The sequence below is a fragment of the Selenomonas sp. WCT3 genome (assembly GCA_900100835.1).
Lineage (GTDB): Bacteria > Bacillota > Negativicutes > Selenomonadales > Selenomonadaceae > Selenomonas_A > Selenomonas_A ruminantium_E.
In genome coordinates, this window is record FNCM01000008.1 from 108,878 (window position 1) to 123,987 (window position 15,110).

Below are 15,110 nucleotides of genomic sequence, written 5' to 3' on the forward strand. Positions count from 1 at the left end.
GATAGGATGATAGCATGAAAATCAATGAAAACTTTGTCAAGGCTTGTCAGGCTTTTTTGAAACCGGAGCAATTGTTGCTGGATGAGCCCATGAGTAAACATACCACCTTTGAAATCGGCGGCCCGGCTGACTGTCTGATTTTCCCAGCTTCCTTAGAAGAAGTACAAAAGGTCTTGACGCTGGTAAAAGAATACGAGCTGCCCTTGACCATGCTGGGAAATGGTTCGAATATGCTGGTTCGCGACAAGGGCATCCGCGGCGTCGTAATAAAATTTGCGGAACCCATGTCTTCGATTCGCTGCGAGGGAACGCGAATCATTGCCGGTGCCGGTGCCCTTCTCAAAGATGTGTCCGAGTGTGCTGCTGCCAACGGCCTAACAGGACTTGAGTATGCCTGCGGCATTCCGGGCAGCATTGGCGGTGCCATTTTCATGAACGCTGGTGCTTACGATGGGGAAACGAAAAATGTTGCCGATGTAGTTCGGGCTGTTGACCAGCAGGGCAACCTGCATACCTTTTCCCATGAGGAAATGGAACTTGGCTATCGTCATAGCGTATTCCAGAGCAATGGGGAAGCGATCTGCGAAGTAGAGCTGCAGTTGCAGCCTGGCGATGAAAAAGAAATCCGGGCCAAGATTGCCGATTACACGGATCGCCGGGAAAGCAAACAGCCCTTGGAAATGCCCAGTGCTGGCAGCACTTTCAAACGGCCGGAAGGTTATTTTGCTGGTACGCTCATTGACCAGACGGGACTAAAGGGATTTTCCGTTGGCGGTGCACAGGTATCCACAAAGCATGCGGGCTTTGTGGTTAATACCGGTGGAGCTACAGCTGCGGATGTGGTAAACCTCATCCACGAAGTCCAGCGCCGGGTAAAAGAAAAGCACGGCGTGGAGTTACAGCCAGAGGTTCGCATGATTGGCGAGGAATAAAAAATCTTAAGCGATTGCAAAATCTGCAGTCGCTTTTTTTTATACAAAAAAAATAGTAAGTGTGGTATAAATAAATGGAAATAAATAGAATCCGTCATAGATTCCCCACAAAAGGTATGATATAATAGTCCCCTAGGAGTGATTGTGAATTGTATTATGATATTGAAACAAAAGTCTATCAAGACGATAAAGGTATCTTTATAAAGCGGGCTAATGGAGATAGCGCCCCCAAATATGATAGCGATGGCGAGATTCCAGTTTGCGCTTTTTCTATTGCGAAAGGCTGGGAGATTATCATTCGCTGCGATTATCTGCACAATGCGTTTCTCGTACAGCTTCGCGAAAATGGTCGGGTACATCAGGAACTTCATCCGGCAACCCTTGATGAGCTAAACAATTATGCCTTGCCCTGGTGTTTCCAGCATTACTATAATCAGCTGTCCTTCCAAGCACGGAAAAAATATACCGGCAGTTTCGGCGTTGCCAATGCCGCTGGAGATGGAATGCTGCTGCTCATCTCCAGCTTGATTCTCATCGCTGTTGCCGACTATTTTGGCGGCGTCCTGGGAGCGATTATCGGCATCTTAGTTTCGCTGGCGATTGCCAACATTGTGGGGGACACGGTGCGAAGTGAAGCTGAGGCCGCTGGCTATTACAAAGGTATGGCCGCCAGCATTGCTCGCCGCTTCCAACTAAACGAACCCAAGAAAGCACCGGAAGCCCAAGAAGAAGGCGATTGGAAAGACTCTTCGGAACTTCAGCCGGAATAAGAAAGCAATTGTGCCCAGACAAATATATAGAATTTAGTAATCTTTTATAAAAAGTTAAAGGATTTCTTAATTATAGCGTCGTATACTTATGTAGGAATTTATCAAATTTATAGTAAAAGAGGAGATTCTTATGGAAAAAAGAAGTATTGGACTCGCTATTGTATTCACGTTAATCACTTGCGGTATTTATGGTATTTATTGGATGTACAAGATGACCGAAGAGTCTCATTGCCTGGTAGGCCGGCAGACTACGGCTTCGGGAGGAATGGTAATTCTCTATACCTTGGTGACTTGCGGGATTTATAGCTTCTATTGGCTTTATAAAATGGGTGAGACCATGACGGAAGCTAAGACCATGCGCGGAATGCATGCCGATAACAACAGCGGACTGCTGTACATTGTATTGGCTATTTTTGCTCTGGGAATTGTTTCTTATGCCTTAATTCAGAGCAGCATCAATGATGTTCTCGATTTTGATGCGCAAAATGGCAGTCAGCTGCCGCAGCAGATGTATCCCAATGCTTAAAAAGCATAGTGGGCTGACACTATGGTGTTGGCTAATACTGGGGCTGTTGTATTTGTTAAGTGCCCGGTATCAGCTCTTCACCCTGCATTGTCCCTTTCGGACACTAACGGGATTGCTTTGTCCTGGCTGCGGAATCACCACCATGTTTGTACGATTGTCCTATGGCGATTTCGCTGGTGCCTATGCGGCCAATCCGGTGGTAATGTTGTTGTCGCCTTTTATACTGCTGCTGATGCTGCATCAGCATAATCCCCAAACCTGGTCCTTTGTGCCAGCAACGGTATTGACCTGGTTCTGCGTGATAACTCTTCTTCTATGGGGGATTGTCCGCAATCTTTAAACGGAATATCGAAACAAGGGCTACTGTCTTGGCAATGCTTGCCGGGACAGTAGTTTTTTCTTAGCTTCGGCAGGAAAACTCTGGCTATTTTGCGAATATTATCAACAAAGAAATAGCAAAGGAGTGGATTCTTATGCGGTTGGAATTCTTAGGAGCAGCACATACGGTTACAGGCTCGTGCTATTTGTTAGAAACTCTTGAACGGTATTATCTAATTGATTGTGGAATGTTTCAGGGTTCCCGCCGGATTCGGGAACATAATTACGACGAATTCCCCTTTAATCCGGCTAATATCGACAGCGTTATCCTAACCCATGCCCATGTAGATCATTGTGGGCTGATTCCAAAACTCGTCCGGGATGGATTCCAGGGCACGGTGTATGCCACTAAGGCAACTTGCGATTTGGCACAAATCATGCTTCCTGATTCCGCCCACATTCAGGAAGCGGATGCAGAACTATCCAATCGCAAGAATCGGCGCCGTGGTGAGGAACCAATCGAACCAATTTATACCCTGCAGGATGCAACGGATGCACTGGAACATTTTGTACCCATGCCCTACGAAACGAAATTTCTGCTAGGGGATAACGTTGAGGTTACCTTCCATGATGCGGGACATATCTTAGGCTCGGCAATTGTAGAGATTCTCGTTACCGAAGATACGAAGACCACCAAACTGGTCTTTTCCGGTGACCTAGGACAGCCCAGCCAGCCCATTGTCAAGGATCCAACCGTGGTAACGGGCGCCGATTTTCTCATCGTTGAATCCACCTATGGCGATAGGCTTCACCAGATTTACGACAAAGAGACGGCTCTGCTGGAAATCATCAATGACACCATGGATCGCGGGGGTAATGTAATCATCCCCTCCTTTGCCGTGGGCCGTACCCAGACACTGCTCTATTACCTCTACAACCTTTGGAAGGCGGGAAGACTTGATGGGGATATTCCCATTGTCATTGACAGTCCGCTGGCCATCAATGCTACTCGTATCTTTATGCGAAATTTCCAGGATTTTGATGAAGAAACCATTCAGATGTTTGGACAAAGTGGGAAAATGATTGATTTTCCCCAGGTACGCATTTGCGAAACGCCAGAGGAATCCCGGGCCCTCAATAGCTCGGAAAGTTCCCAAATCATTTTGTCCGCCTCCGGAATGGCGGATGCGGGCCGCATTCTCCATCACTTAAAACACAACCTTTGGCGCCCGGAATCTACGATTCTCTTTGTGGGGTATCAAGCGGAAGGCAGCTTAGGCCGCCGCTTGATTGATGGTATCAAACGCGTCCGTGTCTTAGGTGAAGAGGTGGCCGTAAAGGCACAGATTCAAATGCTCGATGGTTTTTCGGCCCATGCCGATGCCAATCAGCTGATGGATTGGATAAGTAAGTTCCAAGACCCAAAACCTGCCAAGGTGTTTATCGTTCATGGCGAAGCCCAGGGACAGGAAGCGTTAAAAAGCCGCATCCAAAAGGAGTGTGGGGAAGAGGTCTACATTCCGTTTCGCGGCGATGCGGTAAAAATCAGCGGCCGCGCATCGGAAATCCAGCTCTCCAATATTCCCGAAGTATCGGTGGAAATGGAAATGGAGGAGCAGCTGCGTGAGTTCGACGCCGAATATCGGAATCTGCGCCACAAAGTCATGCAGCTGGCCATTCGTCAGCCTAAGACAATGGAACCACTTATCAAGGCGATTACCAAAGGCTTTAATTACATGAAAAAACTTTTCGCGCCCTTTAATATTTGATGTGAGATTAAATTTCAATTAATAGGACTTTAGGCCTTGACGCTCACCGCCCATCCTGCTATTATGATGTATGTTAAACAATGCAAATAAGGATGTAAGTGATGGGGAGAAGCAGGGGAATGGAACAAATCGAGCGTATCAAGAAGATAACAAACGCTTGGGAACCGGAACTATGCCGTTATCCGGTGAACCGAGAGGCCAAGGTCAATATGGATGTCTATCATGAAGGAGCCGTGGAACCAGAGCGGCATAGAATCAGTATGGCCAGGGCTATTGATTACATTAGCAGTATGGCAGCTGTCATGGATATTAAGGCGATGCTGAGGGATCTTGATCATATCACGATTCGCAGTGCCGAGGATGACCGCCTGATATACCGTGTTACGGCGAGGTATGGGTATGCCGAGGAAGAATTTGTTCCGTCGGCCGTTTAAAACGATGGGGAATGCAGCCAGTAAGACGTTGCGTTCCCTTTTTTCGTGCTGAAAAGAAAAAGATGTCATATGTCCTTGAAAAAGATAAAATACTCTCTTGCATTTTGTCCGCGGTGAGGGTATAATAAGTGCAAAGCAGACGAGAGCTGCTCAAGGACATATAAATACATTACCTTTTAAAATGCGTACTGCGATGCGCATAAGGGAAGCAACTTACAACGCTATAAGTTTATCGTAAAGCTTGGGCTTTCTTATGCATACGCATAGGAAAGCCCTTTTTTGATGAATAAATAGCAAAAGGCAATGGATTTCTCCTTGAAACTTTATACATAAGTAATGTATAATTATGACTGTCAACATGTTAAGGAGTGATTGACTTGGGAAAAACTAATGTATCCTTGCGAGGTAAGAACGTCCTGGGCCTGGAGGATTTCAGCCCAGAGGAAATTCGTCTCGTACTTGAGACCGCGAAGGAAATGAAGAACATCATCCATCGTGATATCAAGAAGGTTCCGACATTGCGCGGAAAATCCATTGTCACGCTGTTTTATGAGCCCAGCACCCGTACCCGCACCTCTTTCGAGCTGGCTGGTAAATACCTGGGGGCCGATGTGGTAAACATCACGGCTGGCACCAGCTCCATCGTCAAGGGCGAGAGCCTGCGCGATACCCTCTACACGGTGGAGGCCATGGGCGTCGATGCCATTGTCATGCGCCATAAGGCCGAGGGTGCCGCTGAGTACGCCTCCCGGGTCGTAAGCCCCGTCATCTTGAACGCTGGCGATGGAGCTCATGCCCATCCGTCCCAGGGCCTTTTGAACCTCTTCACGATTCAGGAGCACAAGGGCCATCTCGAGGGCCTCAAGGTCGCCATCATCGGCGATGTACTGCACAGCCGCGTAGCCCGCTCGGATATCTACGGCATGCGCAAGATGGGCATGGAAGTCCATATCGCCGGCCCAAAGACGCTGATCCCGCGTTTCCTCTATCAGGAGCCCGGCGTCGTTGTCCACGAGCGCATCGAAGATGCCATCGCTAACGCCGATGTTATCGAGGTGCTGCGCATCCAGCTCGAGCGCATGAAGGGCGGCCTGTTCCCGACGACCCGGGAGTACGCCCGCATCTTTGGCCTCAACGACATGCGCCTGAAGCTTGCCAAAGACGATGTGCTCATCCTGCATCCAGGCCCCATGAACAAGGGCTGGGAAATCTCTCCGTTCACTGCCTATGGCGATAACTCCGCCATTCAGGAACAGGTCCAGAATGGTGTCGCAGTCCGCATGGCACTCTTTACCTTGGTATTGACGGGAGGAAAACAGGAATGAAACTTTTGATCAAAGGCGGCCGCGTCATCAATCCGGCCGAGAAATTCGATAAAATCGCCGATGTGCTCGTCGAGGATGGCAAGATAAAGGCAATCGGCGAAAACCTCGCAGCCGATGGGGCAGAGGTCTACGATGCTGCTGGGAAAGTCGTAACGCCGGGCCTTATCGACCTGCATGTGCACTTCCGCGAGCCGGGCCAGGAGGCAAAAGAAGACTTCGAGTCCGGTGCCAATGCTGCTGCTGCTGGCGGGTTCACGACGGTCTGCACCATGCCGAACACGAAACCAGCAGTAGATGATGCCGCCATGGTGCGCAGCCTCGAAAAGCGCGCCGAAGATGTGGCCAAAGTCCACGTGAAGATCATCGGTGCCGTGACGAAGGGACAGGAGGGCAAGGAACTGGCAGAGCTTGGCGATATGATTGAAGCCGGCGCGGTTGCTTTCTCTGACGATGGCCATTACGACCAAAAGGCCAAGGTTCTCTTGAATGCCTTTGACTACCTGCACACCTTCGATAAGGTCATTGTCAATCACGACGAAGAGACCTCTCTGGTGGAAGACGGCGTCATGAACGAAGGTCATCGCAGTGCCATGCTGGGCCTTAAAGGCCGCCCGACAGTGGCGGAGGACATCGCCGTAGCCCGCGACATCATGCTGGCCGAATACGCCGATTCCCGCGTCCATGTGGCCCATATCAGCTCGGCCCGGGCCGTGGACATCGTGCGCCAGGCCAAGAAACGCGGCGTGCGCGTCACCTGCGAGGTTACGCCCCAGCATTTGACCATGACCGACGAATGCGTCAACCTGTTTGACACGTCAACGAAAATCAATCCGCCGCTGCGGGCCCAGCAGGACTGCGACGCACTGCTGGAAGGGCTCAAGGACGGCACCATCGATGCCATCGTCACGGACCACTCCCCGCATGCCCAGGAGGACAAGGACCGCGAATACATCTATGCACCCAGCGGATTCCCTGGTCTTGAGACGTCCCTTGGCATCATGCTGACGGACCTTTACCACGCAGGCAAGCTGGATCTTGCTACAATCGTGTCCAAGATGACCTGCGAGCCGGCTAAGGTATTCGGCATGGATGCCGGCACGCTGGCAGTGGGGAAAAGTGCTGACATCACGGTCATCGACCCGGAACTTTCCTGGACGGTTGACGAGAAGAAATTCTACACGAAGGGCAGCCATAGCCCGTTCATCGGCCGCGAGCTCAAAGGCAAAGCGGTACTGACGGTCGTTGCTGGCAAGATTGTTATGCAGGATGGCGAAGTTCTTTAAACTATATGAGGTGATTTCATGAAAGGTAAATTGATCCTGGAGGACGGTACCGTTTTCCACGGCAAACTTTTGAATAACATCAAGGCAACCGGCGAGGTTGTTTTCAATACAGGCATGACGGGCTATCAGGAAAGCCTTACGGACCCGTCCTACTGCCGTCAGATTCTGACCCTTACCTATCCGATGGTTGGAAACTACGGTATCGCGGACCTTTTCATGCAGTCGCGCAAATCCTTTGTCAACGGCTTTATCATCGGTGAGCTCTGCGAAGTGGGCAGCAACTGGCACTATGAGACGAGCCTTGCAGACTTCCTGACGAAGCAGGGGGTACCCTGCCTCTACGACGTGGATACCCGCGCCGTAACCCGCAAGATCCGCTCAGCCGGCACCATGAAGGGCATTATCGTGTCCGAGGACGCTGCTCAGACCGAAATCGACGAGCTCTTCGCCGTGCCCATCAAGAAGGATGTGGTCATGGAAGTCACGACGCCGGAAACCTATACCATGGAGGCAGAATCTAACGATGCGCCCCATGTGGTCGCCATGGACTTCGGCGTCAAGCAGAATATCTTAAAATCCCTGCATGACCTGGGCTGCAAGCTCACGGTGGTGCCAGCTCATACCACGGCGGAGGAAGTCCTGGCCTTAAGTCCTGACGGCATCTTCCTCTCCAACGGCCCTGGTGACCCGGCAGACGTTCCCGAGATCGTCGAGGAAATCAAGAAACTCATCGGTAAGAAGCCAATCTTTGGCATCTGCCTTGGCCATCAGCTACTGGCACGCTCTTTTGGAGCTAAGACCTACAAATTAAAGTTTGGCCACCGCGGCTGCAACCAGCCGGTCAAAAATCTTCTGACGGGTCGCGTGCAGATTTCCTCCCAGAACCACGGCTATGCCGTCGACGAGGAATCCCTTAAAGACCTGCCGCTGGAAGTTACGCATATCAATGTCAACGATGGCACGGTGGAGGGCATGCGCCACAAAGACCTGCCGATTTTCTCGGTACAGTACCACCCGGAAGCATCGCCGGGACCGGATGACAATATGTATCTTTTCGATCAATTCTGGACGATGCTCAAGGGGGAATAAACTGTGCCAAAGAAAGAAAATCTCAAAAAAGTAATGGTCGTCGGCTCGGGCCCAATCATCATCGGCCAGGCCGCAGAATTTGACTACGCTGGGTCCCAGGCTTGCCGTTCGCTAAAAGAAGAAGGCCTGGAAGTAGTCCTCGTAAACTCCAACCCGGCTACCATCATGACCGACTCCCATATCGCGGACCGCGTCTACATCGAGCCGCTGACGCCGGAATTCCTCGAGGAAATCATCTCGAAGGAGCGTCCGGATGGCCTCTTGGCAACGCTGGGCGGCCAGGCCGGCCTGAACCTTGCGGTGCAGCTGGCTGAGCGCGGGGTGCTGGAAAAATACGGTGTCGAGCTTTTAGGTACGCCGCTGGAGGCTATCGAGAAGGCCGAGGACCGCGAAATGTTCAAAGAGACGATGCAGAAACTCGGCGAGCCGATTCCTGAGTCCACCATTGTCGAGGATGTGCCGTCGGCAGTCGAATTCGCCAACGAGATCGGCTATCCGGTCATCGTGCGCCCGGCTTATACCATGGGCGGCACCGGCGGTGGTATCGCTGAGAACGAAGAAGAACTCATCGATATCGTCATCAAAGGACTCAACTACTCGATGATCGGCCAGGTCCTCATCGAGCGCAGTGTGGCCGGCTGGAAGGAAATCGAGTACGAAGTCATGCGCGACGGCAATGACAACTGCATCACCGTCTGCAACATGGAGAACTTCGACCCGGTGGGCGTCCATACGGGCGATTCCATCGTCGTCGCACCGTCCCAGACCCTCACGGATCACGAGTATCAGATGCTCCGCAGTGCCTCGCTGCGCATTATCCGCGAGCTGGGCATCGAGGGTGGCTGCAACGCTCAGTATGCCCTGGACCCCAACAGCAACAAATACTATGTCATCGAGGTAAATCCGCGCGTCAGCCGTTCCTCGGCACTGGCGTCGAAAGCTACGGGCTATCCGATTGCTAAGGTTTCGGCCAAGATCGCCATCGGTTATACCCTTGACGAAATCACCAATGCCGTCACCCAGAAGACGAAGGCCTGCTTCGAGCCGGCCCTAGACTACTGCGTGGTCAAATTCCCGCGCTGGCCCTTCGACAAATTCGTCTACGCGGACCGCACCCTGGGCACGCAGATGAAGGCCACAGGCGAGGTCATGAGCATCGACCGCCACTTCGAGGGCGCCATCTTGAAGGCCGTGCGCTCCTTGGAGATCGGCGTGCACCGCCTGCATATGGATAAGATGGATGCCTGGGACGACGAGCGGGTCAAGAAGAACCTGGCGCGCATCAACGACGAGCGCATCTTCGTCATCGCCGAGGCCCTGCGCCGCGGCATCGCCACCGTCGATGAGATCCATGCTATTACGAAAATCGACAAATGGTTCATCCACAAGATCAAGAACATCACCGACGTGGAGACGACGCTTAAGAGCGAGCCGCTGACGCCGAAACACATGCTGGCGGCCAAGAACGTGGGCCTTGCCGATGTCTCCATTGCCGAGATCACGGGCAAATCCGTCGACGAGATCCGCACCACCCGCAAGAGCATGGGCATCCTGCCCGCCTACAAGATGGTCGATACCTGCGCCGCTGAGTTCGAGGCCGCTACGCCGTACTACTACTCGACCTTCCGCGCCGAGCAGGATGAGGTCCAGACCTCCAATGCCCGCAAGGTCATCGTCCTCGGCTCGGGCCCAATCCGCATCGGTCAGGGCGTGGAGTTTGACTACTGCTCGGTTCACTCAGTCTGGGCTCTGCGGGAGATGGGCATCGAGGCCATCATCATCAACAACAACCCGGAGACGGTATCGACGGACTTCGATATCTCCGACCGCCTGTACTTCGAGCCACTGACCACCGAAGATGTACTTAACATCATCGACAAGGAAAAACCAGAAGGCGTCATCGTCCAGTTTGGCGGCCAGACGGCTATCAACCTTGCCGCATCCTTACAGAAAGCTGGCGTCAAGGTATTCGGTACGTCAGTTGACGATATCGACCGGGCCGAGGACCGCGAGCGCTTTGACGAAGTTCTCACCCAGACCCAGATTCCGCGTCCCCAGGGCATCAGCGTCACGAACCTTGAAGATGCCATCACGGGTGCCGCAAACATCGGCTATCCGGTCATGGTCCGCCCGTCGTATGTATTAGGCGGCCGCGCCATGGAAATCGTCTACAACGAAGACGAGCTGCGCGACTACATGAGCCGTGCCGTAAAGGTCACGCCGGATCATCCGGTACTCGTTGACCGCTACATGCAGGGCACCGAGGTGGAGGTTGACGGTATCTCCGATGGCGTCGACGTGGTTATCCCGGGCATTATGGAACATGTCGAGCGCGCTGGCGTCCACTCGGGCGACTCCATTGCGGTCTATCCGCCCCAGACGCTGCCCTCGAAGGTCATCTACACCATCATCGACTATACGAAACGCCTGGCTGTAGCCCTGCACGTCAAAGGCCTCTTAAACATCCAGTTCGTCGTAGCCGATGGGGAGGTCTACATCATCGAGGTCAACCCGCGCTCCTCGCGTACGGTTCCATTCCTTTCGAAGGTCACCGATGTCAAGATGGTAAACCTTGCGACGCGCATCGCCATGGGCAGCACCTTAAAAGAACTTGGCTACAAGTCCGGTCTTGTCCCGCCGAAACCATATGTGGCCGTCAAGGCACCGGTATTCTCCTTTGCCAAGATGACCGATGTCGATATCGCCCTCGGACCTGAGATGAAATCGACGGGTGAGGTCATGGGTATCGATTACCACTATGCCCGCGCCCTCTACAAAGCCATCATCGGCTCCGGCACCAATGTGCCCACCAAGGGCTGCGTGCTCTTCACGGTGGCCGATAAGGATAAAGAAGAGATGAAACAGCTGGCCAAGGCTTTCTCGGAGCTCGACTTCCAGATCGCCGCTACCGAAGGTACCGCCAAGACCATCCAGTCCATGGGCATCGATGTGGAGATTGTCGGCAAAGTGCACGAGCGCAGCAGCGATATCATCGAGCGCATCAAGAGCGGCAAGATTAACATGGTCATCAACACGCTGACCCAGGGCAAGCACTCCTTGAAGGATGGCTTCAAGATTCGCCGCGCAACGGTAGAGCATGACATTGCCTGCCTGACCTCTCTCGATACAGCTTGGGAAGTCCTGCGCGTGCTCTCCTTCATGCGTGAACGCCGCCTGGTTTACAGCCTAGCCATTCAGGATTATGTCGGTGGTGGTGATGGCCTTGCCTAAGAAAAAAGTAACGGTTGACTCTCGTATCGTAAGCCAGCGGGAGCTTTACGACCAGGTATTCCAGCTGGTCGTAAAGGCCCCCGAAGTGGCTGAGCTTGCCGAGGCTGGTCAGTTTGTGCAGCTGCGCATCTTAAATGGCAGCTGCCTGCTGCGCCGCCCGGTGGGCATTGCCGCTGCCGATAAGGACAAGGGCACCGTCGCCTTTATCTACCGCGTGGTGGGCAAGGGCACGAAGGCCATATCGGAGCTTAAAGCTGGCGATACCATAAATGTTCTTGGACCTCTTGGTCATGGCTTTGATACTGCAGCGAAAAAACCACTGATTGTGGGTGGTGGCATGGGACTTTCCCCAGTGCTCTTTTATGCAGCTGCCCTGCAGGGCAAAGCCGATGTGCTCATGGGCGGCAAGACCAAAGGCGAGCTTTTCTGGCAGGAGCTATTCACGGGCAAGGTGCAGGATATCTTTTGCACCACCGATGATGGCAGCCTTGGCACGAAGGGCTTTACCACGACGCTTTTGCCCGAGCTTTTGGCAAAGAAGGACTATGACCTTGTGGTCGCCTGCGGCCCTGAGATCATGATGAAGGGCATCGCTAAGATCGCCAAGGAACACGGCGTGCGCTGCCAGGTATCGCTGGAAAAACGCATGGGCTGCGGGCTGGGCGCCTGCCTGTCGTGTTCGATTGATACGACCAATGGCCAGCGCAAGAAGGTCTGCAAGGACGGCCCGGTATTTGAGGCAGGGGAGGTGTTCGCATGAGTCATGTCTTACAGGAAAAAGACCAGCGCCTGCACACGAATATCGCCGGCATTACGATGAATACCCCAGTTCTTACAGCCTCGGGCACCTTCGGCTTTGGCGAGGAGTTTGCCGACTTTGTCGACCTCTCGCGCCTAGGCGGCGTCATGGTCAAGGGTACGACGCTGAAGCCGCGCCGCGGCAACGATGGCGTGCGCATCACCGAGTCGCCCATGGGCATGATGAACTGCATCGGCCTGGAAAATCCCGGTGTTGAGGTATTCTTAAAAGATACGCTGCCGCGTATCGGCCAGTATGGCATGAACGTCATCGTCAATATCTCGGGCAGCACCGTCGAGGAATACGGCGTACTGGCTGAGATGCTCGATGTCGAAGGCGTCGCCGCCATTGAGCTCAATGTTTCCTGCCCCAATGTCAAAGAGGGCGGCATCGTCTTCGGCACGGACCCCAAAGCGGCGGCTGCTGTGGTGCGCGAAGCCAAAAAACATACAAAAAAACCGGTCATCTTGAAGCTGTCGCCCAATGTCACGGATATTGTGACGATGGCTAAAGCCTGCGAGGATGCCGGTGCGGATATCTTATCGCTCATCAATACGCTCATGGGCATGGAGATTAACATCCATACCCAGCGGCCGACCCTTGGCAATATCACCGGCGGCCTTTCGGGCCCATGCATAAAGCCCGTGGCCCTGCGCATGGTCTGGCAGGTTGCCCAAGCCGTAAAGGTGCCAATCATCGGCATGGGCGGCATTTCCTGCTGGGAGGATGCCGTGGAGTTTTTCCTCGCTGGTGCCAGCGCCGTAGCCGTAGGTACGGCAAACTTTGCCGACCCGGCGGTGACCATGAAGATCTGCGATGGACTCAATGATTATCTGGCCACACGTAACCTGGATAGTATCCAGGATATCGTTGGCAAGGTCCAGATTGGTTGATTTAGAAATGAACGATTCGAAAGGAGCACGTTATGGCAGATGAACGTTTGATTGCAGCTCTTGATTTCCATACGATGGAGGATGTCAAGGAGCTCGTCAATACACTGGGAGATAGCGTATCCTACTATAAAGTTGGCATGGAACTTTTCTACAGCGTCGGTGGCGACGTGGTAAAATGGCTCAGAGCCCAAGGTAAAGATGTATTCCTGGACCTCAAACTGCATGATATTCCCAACACCGTGGCGGGCGGCCTTTGCTCGCTGATGGGACTGGGCGCCACGATGCTCAATGTGCATGCTGGTGGTGGCTATACCATGATGAAGGTCGCAGCGGAGCGCCTACACGAGGAGGCCGACAAGCGCGGCATTCCCTGCCCAAAGCTCATTGCCGTAACGGTACTTACGAGCATCAATCAGGAAGATTGGGAGGGGCTGGGGCAGGAACTGCAGATCAAGAGTGCCGTCGTCCGCTATGCAAAGCTGGCGAAAAAAGCAGGTCTCGATGGCGTCGTGGCCTCCCCTCAGGAAGCCGCCCTCATCCGCGAAGCCTGCGGCCCGGATTTCCTGATCGTGACGCCGGGCGTGCGGCCTAAGGGCGCAAGCGTCGATGACCAGAGCCGCATCGCTACGCCGGCCAAGGCATTAAGCGATGGTGCGAGCCATCTTGTCATTGGCCGCCCGATCCGCGCGGCGAAGGACCCCAAGGCTGCCGCCGAAGCCATCCTCAAAGAAATGGAGAGTGTAAGATAAATGACTGAAGCAGAAGTAAAAGAATTGCTCGTAGAGAGCCATGCCATCATGGATGGCCATTTCGTCCTGACTTCGGGCCTCCATAGCCCGCACTATGTGGAGAAATTCAACGTACTCCAGAAACCGGAGTACACCGAGAAGCTCTGCAAGGCCATGGCCGAAAAATTCAAGGATGCCAACATCGAGACCGTAGTAGGGCCGATGACCGGCGGCATCCTGCTGGCCCATGAGACGGGCAAGGCCCTGGGCACCCGGGCCATCTTCACCGAGCGTGTCGATGGCAAGATGACCTTCCGTCGTGGCTTCTCCCTGCATGAAGGCGAGCGCTGCCTGATTGTCGAGGACATCGTAACCACTGGCGGCTCCATCAAAGAAGTCATCGAAGTGGTCAAAGCCCACGGCGGCATCCCCGTAGCGGTCAGCATGCTGGTCGACCGCAGCGGTGGCAAAGCCAACTTCGGCGATGTTCCCTGCGAAGCACTTCTCCACATGAACGTCGAAACCTATAAGCCAGAAGAATGCCCGCTCTGTAAACAGGGCATCGCGATGACGAAGCGTGGAAGCACGGGGAAGAAATAACCATCTAAAAACAAGCTAAACTCTATAAAGCATAAAAAGCCCCATAAGTTAGACCAAAAATCTAGTGAACTGCTCCCCGTCAAGAGGACAATAAAAAAATATAAGATTTCTTTGGTCGGCAGATTCGTCTGCCGGCCTTTTTATGCGGCTAAATACAAGGTATGTTTCTCTATCGGTGTTAGGATACCAAGGTTACGTTGCACACGCTTGTGGTTGTAATAATGAATGTATGCTTCAATCGAACGCATAAGTTCACACTTGCTGGTAAAACGTCTGCCGTAGTACATCTCCCGCTTAAGGATGCCCCAGAATCCTTCCATAGGACCGTTGTCAATGCAATGGGCTACACGGGACATGCTTTGTGTCATTCCCTGTTTTTCCAGTTTGTGGTGGAAATTCCTGTTCGTATATTG

General features: G+C 53.1%; 15 protein-coding genes. 14 read left to right on the plus strand and 1 reads right to left on the minus strand.

Annotated features, from left to right (window positions below):
• Nucleotides 1-14 precede the first annotated feature (14 nt).
• The 14 genes from murB (at nucleotide 15) to pyrE (ending at nucleotide 14,697) form a co-directional block, all read left to right on the plus strand.
• Nucleotides 15-932: a UDP-N-acetylmuramate dehydrogenase gene (murB, locus tag BLQ36_RS08705; RefSeq protein ID WP_074515229.1), complete on the plus strand. Its 918-nt coding sequence runs from the start codon at nucleotides 15-17 to the stop codon at nucleotides 930-932.
• Nucleotides 933-1,081: 149 nt separating this feature from the next.
• Nucleotides 1,082-1,702 (plus strand): hypothetical protein, encoded by a 621-nt coding sequence (locus tag BLQ36_RS08710; RefSeq protein ID WP_074515230.1) that lies wholly within the window; start codon nucleotides 1,082-1,084, stop codon nucleotides 1,700-1,702.
• 130 nt (nucleotides 1,703-1,832) lie between these two features.
• Nucleotides 1,833-2,228: a DUF4234 domain-containing protein gene (locus BLQ36_RS08715; protein WP_074515231.1), complete on the plus strand. Its 396-nt coding sequence runs from the start codon at nucleotides 1,833-1,835 to the stop codon at nucleotides 2,226-2,228.
• Nucleotides 2,221-2,568: a DUF2752 domain-containing protein gene (locus BLQ36_RS08720; protein WP_074515232.1), complete on the plus strand. Its 348-nt coding sequence runs from the start codon at nucleotides 2,221-2,223 to the stop codon at nucleotides 2,566-2,568. Before BLQ36_RS08715 ends, BLQ36_RS08720 begins: the two co-directional genes overlap by 8 nt.
• A 133-nt stretch (nucleotides 2,569-2,701) precedes the next feature.
• Complete coding sequence (locus tag BLQ36_RS08725) at nucleotides 2,702-4,315, plus strand: MBL fold metallo-hydrolase RNA specificity domain-containing protein (protein ID WP_074515233.1); 1,614 nt, start codon at nucleotides 2,702-2,704, stop codon at nucleotides 4,313-4,315.
• A 119-nt stretch (nucleotides 4,316-4,434) separates the two neighbouring features.
• Nucleotides 4,435-4,749, plus strand: a complete 315-nt coding sequence (locus tag BLQ36_RS08730; protein WP_074515234.1) for a hypothetical protein — start codon at nucleotides 4,435-4,437, stop codon at nucleotides 4,747-4,749.
• Nucleotides 4,750-5,126: 377 nt separating this feature from the next.
• Nucleotides 5,127-6,074: an aspartate carbamoyltransferase catalytic subunit gene (locus BLQ36_RS08735; RefSeq protein ID WP_074515235.1), complete on the plus strand. Its 948-nt coding sequence runs from the start codon at nucleotides 5,127-5,129 to the stop codon at nucleotides 6,072-6,074.
• A complete protein-coding gene (locus BLQ36_RS08740) occupies nucleotides 6,071-7,357 on the plus strand; it encodes a dihydroorotase (RefSeq protein ID WP_074515236.1) in 1,287 nt (428 codons plus the stop codon). The genes BLQ36_RS08735 and BLQ36_RS08740 overlap by 4 nt, the downstream gene beginning before the upstream one ends.
• Before the next feature lie 18 nt (nucleotides 7,358-7,375).
• Nucleotides 7,376-8,446, plus strand: coding sequence for a glutamine-hydrolyzing carbamoyl-phosphate synthase small subunit (gene carA / locus BLQ36_RS08745; RefSeq protein WP_074515237.1), 1,071 nt, complete (start codon nucleotides 7,376-7,378; stop codon nucleotides 8,444-8,446).
• Between the two features lie 3 nt (nucleotides 8,447-8,449).
• A complete protein-coding gene (gene carB / locus BLQ36_RS08750) occupies nucleotides 8,450-11,677 on the plus strand; it encodes a carbamoyl-phosphate synthase large subunit (protein WP_074515238.1) in 3,228 nt (1,075 codons plus the stop codon).
• Entirely contained in the window at nucleotides 11,664-12,437 is a 774-nt protein-coding gene (locus BLQ36_RS08755; RefSeq protein WP_081342294.1) for a dihydroorotate dehydrogenase electron transfer subunit, read from the plus strand. Before carB ends, BLQ36_RS08755 begins: the two co-directional genes overlap by 14 nt.
• Nucleotides 12,434-13,369: a dihydroorotate dehydrogenase gene (locus tag BLQ36_RS08760; RefSeq protein ID WP_074515239.1), complete on the plus strand. Its 936-nt coding sequence runs from the start codon at nucleotides 12,434-12,436 to the stop codon at nucleotides 13,367-13,369. The genes BLQ36_RS08755 and BLQ36_RS08760 overlap by 4 nt, the downstream gene beginning before the upstream one ends.
• A 32-nt stretch (nucleotides 13,370-13,401) precedes the next feature.
• Nucleotides 13,402-14,118, plus strand: a complete 717-nt coding sequence (gene pyrF / locus BLQ36_RS08765) for an orotidine-5'-phosphate decarboxylase (protein WP_074515240.1) — start codon at nucleotides 13,402-13,404, stop codon at nucleotides 14,116-14,118.
• The gene (pyrE, locus tag BLQ36_RS08770; protein WP_074515241.1) at nucleotides 14,119-14,697 is read left to right on the plus strand and encodes an orotate phosphoribosyltransferase; all 579 of its coding nucleotides are present in this window, start codon (nucleotides 14,119-14,121) and stop codon (nucleotides 14,695-14,697) included.
• A gap of 140 nt (nucleotides 14,698-14,837) precedes the next feature.
• Here the strand turns inward: pyrE and BLQ36_RS08775 are convergent.
• Nucleotides 14,838-15,110: IS3 family transposase (locus tag BLQ36_RS08775; RefSeq protein ID WP_143558728.1), on the minus strand; the 273-nt coding region annotated here is incomplete at its 5' end.